The sequence below is a fragment of the Kitasatospora sp. NPDC093679 genome, assembly GCF_040683455.1.
In the GTDB taxonomy this organism is placed as follows: domain Bacteria; phylum Actinomycetota; class Actinomycetes; order Streptomycetales; family Streptomycetaceae; genus Kitasatospora; species Kitasatospora arboriphila.
Genome location: NZ_JBFBDW010000101.1, coordinates 1 through 10,936, shown reverse-complemented (window position 1 = coordinate 10,936; position 10,936 = coordinate 1). Strand labels below are relative to the sequence as shown.

Annotated in this window: 9 protein-coding genes; 3 read left to right on the top strand and 6 right to left on the bottom strand. The window is 75.5% G+C overall.

Annotated elements, in window-relative coordinates:
- The first annotated feature begins 362 nt into the window (after positions 1 to 362).
- Positions 363 to 698, top strand: coding sequence for a carboxymuconolactone decarboxylase (locus AB0O09_RS38200; RefSeq protein WP_363550294.1), 336 nt, complete (start codon positions 363 to 365; stop codon positions 696 to 698).
- A gap of 89 nt (positions 699 to 787) precedes the next feature.
- Here AB0O09_RS38200 and AB0O09_RS38195 read toward each other — a convergent pair whose 3' ends face one another.
- The 5 genes from AB0O09_RS38195 to AB0O09_RS38175 form a co-directional block, all read right to left on the bottom strand.
- Complete coding sequence (locus AB0O09_RS38195; protein ID WP_363550291.1) at positions 788 to 1,978, bottom strand: UDP-N-acetylglucosamine--N-acetylmuramyl-(pentapeptide) pyrophosphoryl-undecaprenol N-acetylglucosamine transferase; 1,191 nt, start codon at positions 1,976 to 1,978, stop codon at positions 788 to 790.
- A gap of 413 nt (positions 1,979 to 2,391) precedes the next feature.
- Entirely contained in the window at positions 2,392 to 3,792 is a 1,401-nt protein-coding gene (locus tag AB0O09_RS38190; RefSeq protein ID WP_363550289.1) for an amidase, read from the bottom strand.
- A 181-nt stretch (positions 3,793 to 3,973) separates the two neighbouring features.
- Positions 3,974 to 4,273, bottom strand: coding sequence for a hypothetical protein (locus AB0O09_RS38185; RefSeq protein ID WP_344626990.1), 300 nt, complete (start codon positions 4,271 to 4,273; stop codon positions 3,974 to 3,976).
- 276 nt (positions 4,274 to 4,549) lie between these two features.
- Positions 4,550 to 5,101: a DinB family protein gene (locus tag AB0O09_RS38180; protein ID WP_344626988.1), complete on the bottom strand. Its 552-nt coding sequence runs from the start codon at positions 5,099 to 5,101 to the stop codon at positions 4,550 to 4,552.
- A gap of 225 nt (positions 5,102 to 5,326) precedes the next feature.
- Positions 5,327 to 5,884, bottom strand: coding sequence for a gamma-butyrobetaine hydroxylase-like domain-containing protein (locus tag AB0O09_RS38175; RefSeq protein WP_363550285.1), 558 nt, complete (start codon positions 5,882 to 5,884; stop codon positions 5,327 to 5,329).
- Positions 5,885 to 6,143: 259 nt separating this feature from the next.
- Here AB0O09_RS38175 and pstS point away from each other — a divergent pair, with 259 nt between their 5' ends.
- Together pstS and AB0O09_RS38165 are read left to right on the top strand one after the other, a co-directional pair.
- Positions 6,144 to 7,271, top strand: a complete 1,128-nt coding sequence (gene pstS, locus AB0O09_RS38170) for a phosphate ABC transporter substrate-binding protein PstS (RefSeq protein WP_363550283.1) — start codon at positions 6,144 to 6,146, stop codon at positions 7,269 to 7,271.
- A gap of 210 nt (positions 7,272 to 7,481) precedes the next feature.
- The gene (locus AB0O09_RS38165; RefSeq protein WP_363550280.1) at positions 7,482 to 8,321 is read left to right on the top strand and encodes a patatin-like phospholipase family protein; all 840 of its coding nucleotides are present in this window, start codon (positions 7,482 to 7,484) and stop codon (positions 8,319 to 8,321) included.
- A 69-nt stretch (positions 8,322 to 8,390) separates the two neighbouring features.
- Here the strand turns inward: AB0O09_RS38165 and AB0O09_RS38160 are convergent, their stop codons facing one another.
- Positions 8,391 to 10,622 (bottom strand): SpoIIE family protein phosphatase, encoded by a 2,232-nt coding sequence (locus AB0O09_RS38160; protein ID WP_363550277.1) that lies wholly within the window; start codon positions 10,620 to 10,622, stop codon positions 8,391 to 8,393.
- Between the last annotated feature and the right edge of the window lie 314 nt (positions 10,623 to 10,936).

Here is a 10,936-nt window from a genome sequence, read left to right as displayed (position 1 = left end):
GTCCCGCTGCGGCAGCAACGGCTCGATCCGAGCCCACGCAGCATCCGTTATCTCTCCTCGACCCACCACAAGATCAATTATGAGACACGGCCTAGCGGTACGGGTCCGCGAGCCGCGGGTGGACCCGCGCAGGGACGTGCCTGCGGGACTCGGCGGGCAGGGTCGTCGGATCCGTCCGGCAGACCCTGTCGGCGGCCGGCTCCCGGCCGCGGACACACCGGCCCGCCGACGGAACCACTCCGATGCCGGACACCGGGACGGCGTGATCCGGCCGGCTGACCTAGGGTCGGACTGCAAGCGGCCGAACGGGTGCACGCGCCCGGCGGCCGTTCCGCTCCGCACTCCTCGGAAGGCAGTCGACCATGCCTACGACGTCCGAAACGCCCGTCCTGGACACCCTCGCCGCGATGACGATCGACTCGATCGAGCGGTGCGGGATGAGCGAGGACATGCTCATCCTCACCCGGATCGCCGCGCTCGCCGCCATGGACGCACCGACGATCTCCTACCTCGCCCACCTCGGTCCGGCCGTCGAGGCCAATGTGACCGCGAGCCAGCTGCAGGACGTCCTGGTGGCCATCGCCCCGATCGTGGGGACGGCCCGGGTGATGTCCGCCGCCGGGCACATCACCGAGGCCCTCGGTGTCGCCATCGCCGTGGCCGACGCCGAGATCCAGGCCCAGGTGAACGGCCAGTAGTCCGCCGCGACCCCGCGCAGCAACGCGCCGACCGGCGCTCCCCCGCAGGGAGCGCCGGTCGGCGCGTGGTTTCCGGAGCCGCCCGCGGACTACTTCGCCGCGGCGGCCTCCAGCAGGACGTCCACCAGGCGCTCGGCGGCGTCGGGGCGGCCCTGGGCGCGGGCCCGGTGCGCCATCTCGGCACGGCGCGAGGGGTCGGACAGCAGCGGCGCGACGGCCCGGCACAGGCCATCCGCGGTGACCTCGCCGAGCAGCGCCACGGCCGCGCCGGAGTCCTGCAGGTGACCGGCGTTGTGGGCCTGCTCGTTGCCGGCCGAGGAGGCCAGCGGAACGAGCACGGAGGCCTTGCCGAGGGCGGTGAGTTCGGCGATCGTCCCGGCGCCGCTGCGGGAGACGACCACGTCCGCCAGCGCCAGCACGTCCGGGAGTTCGGGGCCAACGAAGGGCGTGACCAGGTAGCGGGCGGCGAGGTGCGGGGGCAGGGCGGCGGCCCGGGCCCGCAGGCCGTCGGCGTGCGCGGCGCCGCACTGGTGCACGACGTTGGCGCCGGTCAGCAGCCAGGGCAGCGCCTCCTCGACCAGGCCGTTGATCTGCAGCGAGCCCTGGGCGCCGCCGGTCACGTACACGGTGGGCAGGTGCGGGTCGAAGCCGTACAGGCCGAGCGCCTCGACGGCCTTGGCGGGGACGCCGTGGAACACCTCGGGGCGGACCGGATTGCCCGTCACCACGGCCCGGGCCCGGGCGCCCTCGGGCAGCAGCGGCACGGTGGACTCGGAGGAGACCGCGAAGCGGGCGGCGATCCGGGCGAGCATCCGGTTCGCCAGGCCGAGGCGGACGGTCTGCTCGTGGACGACCAGCGGCGCACCGCACCGGCCGGCGGCGCGGCCGACCGGGACGGCGACGTAGCCGCCGGTGGCGAGCACCACGTCGGGGGCGAAGTTGGCGACCACCTTGCGGGCCTGCAGGATGCCGCGGACGACCCGGAACATGTCGCGGACGTTGGCGGGCGAGGCCATCTTCAGCGGGTTCGAGGAGCGGCGGATCTTGCCGGTCGCCACCGTGGCGAACGGGATGCCCTCGTTCGCGGCGACCCGGGCCTCCAGGCCCTCGGCGGTGCCGACCCAGAGCACCTCCAGCCCCTGCCCGGCGGCGCCGAGCCGGGCGCGGAGCGTCCGCACGGCGGTCAGCGCGGGGTAGGTGTGACCGCCCGTCCCACCGCCGGTGACGAGCAGTCGGAACGGCCTCGCGGCGGCGGGCTGGTGGTGGTCGGCGCGGTGCAAGGGCGCTCCCGGGTGACGGCGTTCGGCCCGGACTCGGCCGCGCCGGAGGGCAGTTGGACAATCAGGACGATATCAGCCCAATCATCCCAGCTCCCGGGCGGGGACCCCGCTCACGGGGACGCCGGAGCGGCTACCGCGGTTCCGCCGACCGGAATCCGCTGTCGGCCCGCGGCGCGGCTGCGGAACGCGGAGCGCAACACGGCGGCGAGCGACGGCCGGACGCCGTCGGCCGACTCGCTCGCCGTGCTGGCGAAGCACCGCCGGCAGCGGAACTTCCACTCCTGAGGTCTCCGGCCGACCGGCGGACTCCGCCGCGGGCCGCGGCACTCCGCCGGTCGGTGCCGGGATCCCCGCGTCGGCGCCGGGATCCTGCGGTCGGTGCCGGATCGGCCGAGCGGTCGCGGATCCGCCGGTCAGTCCTGGATCCGCCGCCAGGGGCGGTCCGCCTCCAGGGCGAACGCCAGCTCCAGCAGGACGCGTTCCTGCCCGTGCGCGGCGGACAGGTGGACGCCGATCGGCAGGCCGTCGTCCGTGCTGCCGGCGGGCAGCGAGATCCCGGGCGCCCCGGTCACGTTGTTGACCGGGGTGAACGCCACGTACCGCTGCAGTCGCCCCATCAGCTCCTCGAACGGCACGTTGGGACTGAGGTGGCCGATCGGCGGGGCGGTGTGCGCGAGCACCGGGGAGAGCACGGCGTCATGGCTGCGGAAGAGTTCGGCGTAGGCCTGCTCGGCGCGGCCCAGTCGCCGCAGCGCACCGGGGATGCGGGCAAACTCGCGGTGGAAGCTGCGGCGCAGGCCCGAGGTGAGGCCGTCGAGGCGGCCGGTGCGGAAGCTGCGGTCCAGCATCAGTCGGCCGGTGGCCGCGATGAGGAAGGCGATGTAGCCCCAGTAGAGGGTGAAGTCGCGGGAGAACTCCTCGCCGAAGGGCAGGACGGTCGGCTCGACCCGGTGGCCGAGGGCCTCCAGGCGGAGCGCGGTGTCCTCGACGGCGCGGCGGGTGGCCGCGTCGGTGTCGGCGAGCGGCGAGTCGAGGACGAGGCCGATCCGCAGCGGGCCGGTGCCGGGGCCCTCGACCAGGCCGAGCGGGGGCAGTGCGGGGTTGCGGTGGTGGCGTTCGGCGGCGGCGAAGAACGCGGCGGTGTCCCGGACGGAACGGGTGAGCACGCCGTCCGTGACCAGGTCGATCGGCAGGCGGCGGCCCTGGTCGTTGGGCACCAGGCGGCCGCGGGTCGGCTTGAGGCCGATCAGCCCGCAGCAGGCGGCGGGGATGCGGATCGAGCCGCCGCCGTCGTTGGCGTGGGCGATCGGCACGACGCCCGCCGCGACCAGGGCCGCCGAGCCGCCGGAGGAGGCGCCGGGCGAGTGCGAGGGCTTCCAGGGGTTGCGCACCGGCTCCGCCGCGGCGTACTCGGTCGAGGCGTTGAGGCCGAACTCGGGGAGCCGGGACTTGCCGAGCACGGCGACGCCGGTGGCGAGGAACTGGTCGGCGAACCCTGCGGTGCGCCGGGCGGGCCGGGCCCGGAAGGCGGCGCTGCCCTGCCCGGTGGGCATGCCGCGCAGGTCGACGTTGTCCTTGAGGTAGGTGGGCACGCCGTAGAACGGCGCCAGTCGGCTGTCGGCGGTGAGCCGCGGCAGGCGGGCGGCGAAGGCGACCGGTTCGAGGGCCGCGTCGATCCGCCGGGCACGGGCCGCGGCGGCCTCCGCGAGTTCGTCGGGGCTCGCCTCGCCGGACCGGACGAGTCCGGCCAGCGCCACCGCGTCGTGGTCCCCGAGTACGTCGTCGCCGAATGCGTGCACCCGATCGTCCGCCATGCAAACCCCCGCTTCTACCGGCCAGTAATACCGTTCGCGGGCGGCATTCTAGGGGCGTGGACTGCTGCGGTACACGCCCCCTCCGGCGCGTCGCGACCCGGTCCGCCGCCAGGAGCAGCGGGAGCCGGGCCGGGAGCGGCCGACCGGAGTCTGCGGGAACGGACGGACCGCCGACGGGGTGTCAGCCGAGCCGCGTACGGGTGCCCGGGCCGGACCCCGACCGGCGGGTGAGGGCCGGACGCGAGGGCCGGACGTCCGGGCCGGAGCGGGCCGCCGAGGGCGGAGCCTCCCGACCGGCGGCGCTGCGCGCGGCCAGCAGGGCGACCGCCCGGGCCGCGGCGGGTTCGGGAACTCCCAGGTCGGCGGCGCGCTGCTGGCAGATCGAGCACCAGACCGGGCTGGCCGGGCCGTCGCTGTAGGCGAGCGACTCGGGCGGCAGGTAGCTGAGCGAGCACTCCCGGCAGACGAACACGGACCTCATCCGTACACCACCCCCGCGCCGCCGCACCGACCGCACGGCGACCAGTACCGGTGCTCGCGGTGCACCTGCCCGCCGCCGCCGTCCGCCTCCACCGTGTGCTGCACCTTCTCGGTGCCGCGCTGCCCGGCACATCCCGGGCATACCTGGGGTTCGGCCACAACACCACCTCCTGTGATCAGACGGTAGCGCGCCGCAGCCATGATCGGTGGCGCATCGTCAGTCGCGCTGCGTGCCGGGCGGGTTGGCGCCGCGCCGTACGCCGGGAGCGCCGGCGGGTCACAAACCGACCGCGCCGTCGATGCGTTCGCGCAGCAGGTCTGCGTGGCCGTTGTGGCGGGCGTACTCCTCGATCATGTGGACGAGCACCCAGCGCAACGACACCGGGCCCCGCCAGTCGTCCAGGCCCTCCAGGTCCAGGTGCGGCGCCTCGGCCGCGAACCGTTCGGCGAAGGCGACCTCGTCCCGCCACGCCTGCCACGAGGCCCGGACGACCTCCGGATCGTCGGTGGCACCGTCGAAGTCCCCGTCCGGGTCGGCCTCCGAGACGAACAGCGCCGGCGCGTCCTGCCCGGCCAGGACCCGGCGGAACCAGCGCCGCTCCACCTCCGCGAGGTGCCGGACGAGGCCGAGCAGGGAGAGGGTGGACGGCTCCGCCGAACGCCGGGCCAGCCCGGTGGACAGTCCGCGGCACTTCAGCTCCAGGGTGTGCCGCTGGGCGGCCAGCATGTCGGTGAGCAGCGGGCGTTCGTCTCCGGTCGCGGGGCCGGCGAAGCGGCGGGCGCGGTCGGCAGGGTCGAAGGATTCCGCACGGCGGGTCGGTGGGGTCATACCGGCATCCTGGCCCCTGCCGCGGCGCGGACGAGTGCCCGGCCGCATGGCAGCTGCCGGGCACCCGCGGTGCCGCCCGTGTGCGCGAGCGGACCCGACACAGCGAGGCGTGAAGCACCTGTTCCACCAGGTGACAGACCCGCCTCCCCAGGAGCGGACACTCTCCCACGGCCGCCCGTTCCCTGGGAAGGGCTGCACCCGAAGCAATTCGCACCGGGCGCCGCGCTACCGGCGCGTCCCGATCGCGTCGGCGAGGTTGTTGGGGTCGGGTTCGACGCGGACGTCGAAGAGTTCGCCGTAGTTGGTGACCCGGACGTGGCCGAAGGTGCGGGCGACGGCGAGCACCTGCCGGTCGGTGGTGGGGACGCCGCGCAGCACGGCGAAGCCGAGGTGCCGGACGGCGCGCAGCACGGCGGCGCGTTCGGCGGGGTCGGCGAGGTGGGCGTCCCAGTGGGCCTCGGGGTGGCCGGCGGCGAAGTCGGCGGCGCGCCACAGCCGTTTGGCCGCCTCGGTGCGGTGGTCGCCGGGGTGCCGGCCGGCGTTCTCCGGTCCGTGCCCGTCCGGGGCGGCGGCCGCGAGCCAGGCGAGCGGGTAGCGGGAGCGGTGGCCGTCGGTCCAGAGCACGGTCAGGTGGCCGTCCCGCTCGGCGCTCTCCCGGACGGCGAGGTCGGCGGGCAGGTCGGTGATCTGGAACAGCTTCTGGCCGTTGCCGGGGTCGCGGCACTCGACGCAGGGGCAGTTGTCGCGCAGCCAGTAGCCGGACAGGGCACGGGGATCGGACATGCGGGGTCCTTCGGTGGGCGGCCGTCGCGGGCCGAGTTGTATAGTCAACTCACCTTCGTCGGCGACCCTGCCGAAGGCCGGTGACGAACCCCGGACTTTCGGGTTAAGGGAAGGGAAACAGCAGACCACGGGCGGGAGAACGGGAGCGGCGGAGCCACCCGTTCGGGTGAGTCGGCGGTATGTCGACCGTGCGGCGGTGTGCAGCACGGGCCGACGATGGGCCCGACCGCCGTCCGCGTCCGCCGACCTGGAGATCCCCATGATCCGCCGGACCATGTCCGCCGCCCGCCTGCTGGCCGGTGCCACCGCCCTCACCGCAGTCCTCGCCACCGCCGCCGGGTGCGGCTCCGACCCGGCACCGACCACCGGCGCCGCACCGTCCGGCCCGGCGAGCGGCGCCTCGATCGCCTGCAACGGCTCCGGGCAGCTGCTCGGAGCGGGCTCCACCGCGCAGGCCAACGCCATCGACATCTGGAAGGTCGCCTTCGGCACCGCCTGCCCGGACATCACCGTCACCTACGGCGGCGGCGGCTCGGGCGCCGGCGTGCAGCAGTTCAACCAGGGCAAGGTGACCTTCGCCGGTTCGGACGCCCCGCTGAAGCCGGAGGAGGTCACCGCCTCCGAGCAGGTGTGCACCGGCGGGCAGGGCATCGACCTGCCGATGGTCGCCGGCCTGATCTCGATCGTCTACAACGTCGACGGCGTCGACGACCTCGTGCTCGACGCCCCGACCGTCGCCAAGATCTTCAACGGGCAGATCACCCGGTGGAACGACCCGGCGATCACCGCACTCAACCCGAACGCGAAGCTGCCGGACACCACGATCCAGAACTTCCACCGCGGCGACGACTCGGGCACCACCGCCAACCTCACCGCCTACCTCGCGGCGGCCGGCAACGGCGCCTGGCCGTACCCGCCGAGCAAGACCTGGGCCGGACAGGGCGGCCAGTCCGCCAACGGCTCCGCCGGCGTCTCCGCCCAGGTGAAGCAGGTCCAGAACTCGATCGGTTACGTCGAGCTCTCCTACGCACGGACCAACGACCTCAAGAGCGCCGCGATCAGTACCGGTGCCCCGCAGCCCGTCGCGGCCACCGCCGACAACGCCGCCACCACCTTCGCCAAGGCCACCGTGGCCGGCACCGGCAGCGACCTCGCCCTCACCCTCGACTACGCCACCAAGGAGGCCGGGGCCTACCCGATCGTCCTGGTGACGTACGAGATCGTCTGCGACAAGGGCAACAAGTCCGGCACGCTGGACGCCCTCAAGTCCTTCCTGGCCTACACCATCAGCGAGCCCGCCCAGCAGGCCATCGGCGCGAAGGGCTACGTCCCGCTCCCCCAGGAGGTCGCCTCCAAGGTCCAGGCGGTGATCCCGACCCTGTCCTGAGCCGAAGGCCCCGCCGGGCCGTCCCGTGGGTCCGTCCGCCCGCCCCTTCCCGTGAGCCCGCCCCCTTCCTGTGAGCCCGTACCTGCCCGGGGGCGGGCTCACCGCCGTCCACGCCCCGGCCCCGGGCCCGGCCTCGGCCCCGGTGGCGCCGGTGCTACTGTCGGACCATCAAACGGGGAGTTGTCCCCGTTTCATCGAAGGGGCGGGACGATGGCGGACACGGCTCTGGTGCTCGGCGGCGGCGGGACACTGGGCGGCGCGTGGGAGATCGGCGTCCTCGCCGGACTGGCCGAGGCCGGGGCCGACCCGACCGGCACCGACACCGTGATCGGCACCTCGGCGGGTGCGGTCCTCGGCGCCCGGCTCACCGCCGGCGCGCATCCCGCGCAGCTCCTCGCGGGCGAGCTCGCCGGCACCCCCGCGGTGACCGTCCGGGTGACGGTCGCTCAGACCGCGCGCTTCCTCTGGGCCGCGCTGGCCGCCCGCGATCCGGAGCGGTCCGTGCGGCGGCTCGGCCGGGCGGCGCTCGCCTCCCGCACGGTGCCCGAGTCGGAGGTCCTCGCGGCGATCACCACCCTGCTCGACGGCGTCCACGACTGGCCCGACCGCGACCTGCGGCTCGCCTCGGTGGAGGCGGCCACCGGCCGGCTGGCGGTCTTCGACGCGTCCTCGGGGGTGCCGCTGCCGCAGGCGGTGGCCGCCAGCTGCGCCGTACCGGTGCTGTGGCCGCCGGTGTCGGTCGCGGGACGGCGCTGGATGGACGGCGGCACCCGGTCGACCACCAACGTCCACCTGGCACGCGGCCACCGCCGGGTCCTCGCGCTCTCCCCCGTGCCCCGGGCGGTCGGACCGCACCCGCACGCCGAGGAGCAGGGCGCCGAACTCGCCGCGGAGGGCGCCGAGGTCCTCGTGCTCACGCCGGACGCCGACGCCCGCCGCGCCATCGGCCGCAATCTGCTCGACGCCTCGCGCCGGGCGGCCGTGGCCGAGGCCGGCCGCCGGCAGGGGGCGGCCCGGGCCGCTGAGGTGGCCGCCCTGCTGAACCGCTGAGGCCGCGGCATCGGAGGTCCGCAGCGGCCGGGGCTCGGAGCTGCAGGGGGTTCGGCGCAGCACGGGGGTTCAGAGCGGGGGGCGGCCGGCCCGCAGCAGGAGCAGGGCGATGTCGTCGGTGTGGCGCCCGGAGGGCCAACCGACCTGCACCAGACCGTCGATGAGGGTGTCGAGGCCGTCGGCGCGATGGGCCGCCAGGTGGTCGGCGAGGGCGGCGGTGATCCGCGAGGGATCGGCTCCGGGCACCTCCACCAGGCCGTCGGTGTAGAGGGCGAGCAGGGTGCCGTCCGGCAGCGGCAGCGTGGTGAGCGGGTAGCCGGCGGACACGTCGACGCCCAGCAGCGGGCCCGGCTCCAGGTCCAGCACGTGGGCACGGCCGCCGCGGCGCAGCAGCAGCGGCGGCGGGTGGCCGGCGGAGGCGATGGTGACCTGTCGGCGGACGAGGTCGAGGTGGGCGTACAGGCAGGAGACCAGGAGGTCGGGGTCGAGGTCGGCCAGCAGGCGGTTGGTGCGGGTGAGGATCTGGTCGGGGCCGGCGCCGGCGGCCGCGTGGGCCTGCACCGCGGTGCGGACCTGGCCCATGAGGGCGGCCGCGGCGACGTTGTGGCCCTCGACGTCGCCGATGACGGCGGCGGCGGTGCGCTCGTCGAGCCGGATGAGGTCGTAGAAGTCGCCGCCGATGTCCTGTCCGAGGCTGGCGGGCAGGTAGCGGGCGGCGAAGTCCAGCCCTTCGATCCGGGGCAGCGTGCGGGGCAGCAGTGCGGCCTGCAGGCCGTGCGCGAGGTCGTGCTTGGCGTCGTACAGGCGGGCGCGGTCCAGCGCCTGGGCGATCAGGCCGCCGAGCGAGGTCAGGACGGCGCGCTCGTCGGCGGTGAAGGCGTGCGGGCGGTCGTAGGAGACCACGCAGACGCCGACGGGCCTGCCGGAGACGATCAGCGGGAGGACGGCCCAGGCCTGCTTGCCGGTGATCTGCGGCGCCTCCGGATAGTCCCGGGCCATCTCCTGCGGGCTGGCGAAGAAGGAGGGCGTGCCGTCGGCGAGTGCCCGCCCGACCGGGCTGAACCCGGTGTCCAGCGGCAGGCCGTCCAGCCGTTCGACGGCCTCGGTGGAGTAGCCCCGGTGGCCGATGATCCGCAGCCGTCCCGCGTCGGCGGCGGAGAGGATCAGGGCCTGGGCGCCGAACGCCGGCAGGATCTGGTCGGCGACCGTGCCGACCAGGTCGCGCACCCCGACGGCCTCGGTCAGGGCGGCGGTCAGGTGCATGAGTTGCTGGAGCCGTCCGATCGAGTTCGCGGACGACACGGCCGGCCGGCCGGGCGTCCCGGCCGAGGGCTCGTCGGAGGGTGCGTCGGAGGACCCGTCGGAGGGCCCGTCCGCGGGTGCTTGCGGGGGCCCGCCGGGAGGCGTCGGCGCGGGCCCGGCGGTCGGTTGCCGGATGCTCGGGGTGATCCGGACGCTGATGCCGCCCGGGTCGGGGTAGAACTGGAACTCCAGTGCGTGACCGGGCGGGCGCAGCGCGGTGAAGCGGGTGGGTTCGCGGCTGATCACCGCCGTGCGGTAGCGCTCCTCCAGCGCGGGGTCGTCGAGCCAGGGCAGGACGTTCCAGGGCAGCGCGCCGATCAGGTCGTCGGCGGGGCTTCCGAGCAGCCGGGCGGCGGTGGAGGTGAGGAAGGTGATCCGGCCCTCCAGGTCGAGGGCGAGCGCGCCCTCGGGGAGCCGCTCGGCGTAGTCGGCGGCGGCCCTGCCGTCCTGTTCCCGGCGCGGGTGGACGAGTTCGTCCGGGACGATCCACGGCTGTTCGGGGAGGTCGGGCGGGCCGGCGGCGGCGTCGAGCAGCCGGGCCGCACGCCGGGCGCCGGTGGCGGCGTTGTCGCAGTCGCGGCGGGTGGCGTGCGGGGGGTGGTCGGCCGGCCAGAGGAGTTGGAGGGCGCCCCAGGTGCGGTGTTCGCCGACGACCGGGGCGGCGGCGAGGGAGAACCGGTAGGGCAGCGCGGCGGCGACCCTCGGGTAGCTGCGGGCCATGTCCTCCTGGTTGCCGATCCAGACCAGCCGCTCCTCGCGCGTGGCGTCGGTGACGGGGGTGGGGCCGCTGAGCGGCAGCCGGAGCCAGGGTGCGACGAAGTCCAGCGGCACGCCGTACATCACCGCCAGCCGCAGGACCGGTTCGTCGGGAGCGAGCAGGAAGAGGCCGGCGACACTGGCGCCCGCGCGGCGGACGGTGGCGGCGAGCGCCGTCACCAGGGCGTCGCCCGGCGGACGGCGCGGAACGGGCGGGGTCGGGGTCTCAGCGGCCGCGGACACCGCCGGCCCCTCTCCCCCGGCCACGGCACCGCCGCAGCGGCGCGGCGGCCTCCGGGCGACGGGCGTCCGCGGCCCGCCGGCGCCGTGCCGGGCGGGCGCACCCGTTCGCCCCGCGTCGGCGGAACGGCGCAGCTCCCATACCCGGGACGGTACGCCGCTACCGCACCGGGAGCCCGCCGGACGGGCGGGGTCCGCGGCGGCGTGTCGGCCGGGTGTGCGGCAGCCTCCTCGCGGCCGTCGTCGCCGGCGCGGCTTCAGTGGCCGGCGAGTTTGACGAGGACCACGGCGAGGCCGATGACGGCGTCGATCGCGCC

Coding starts and splice junctions, on each gene's coding strand:
- AB0O09_RS38200 (WP_363550294.1), top strand. CDS start 363: ATGCCTACGACGTCCGAAACGCCCGTCCTGGACACCCTCGCCGCGATG.
- AB0O09_RS38190 (WP_363550289.1), bottom strand. CDS start 3,792: ATGGCGGACGATCGGGTGCACGCATTCGGCGACGACGTACTCGGGGAC.
- AB0O09_RS38185 (WP_344626990.1), bottom strand. CDS start 4,273: ATGAGGTCCGTGTTCGTCTGCCGGGAGTGCTCGCTCAGCTACCTGCCG.
- AB0O09_RS38180 (WP_344626988.1), bottom strand. CDS start 5,101: ATGACCCCACCGACCCGCCGTGCGGAATCCTTCGACCCTGCCGACCGC.
- AB0O09_RS38175 (WP_363550285.1), bottom strand. CDS start 5,884: ATGTCCGATCCCCGTGCCCTGTCCGGCTACTGGCTGCGCGACAACTGC.
- pstS (WP_363550283.1), top strand. CDS start 6,144: ATGATCCGCCGGACCATGTCCGCCGCCCGCCTGCTGGCCGGTGCCACC.
- AB0O09_RS38165 (WP_363550280.1), top strand. CDS start 7,482: ATGGCGGACACGGCTCTGGTGCTCGGCGGCGGCGGGACACTGGGCGGC.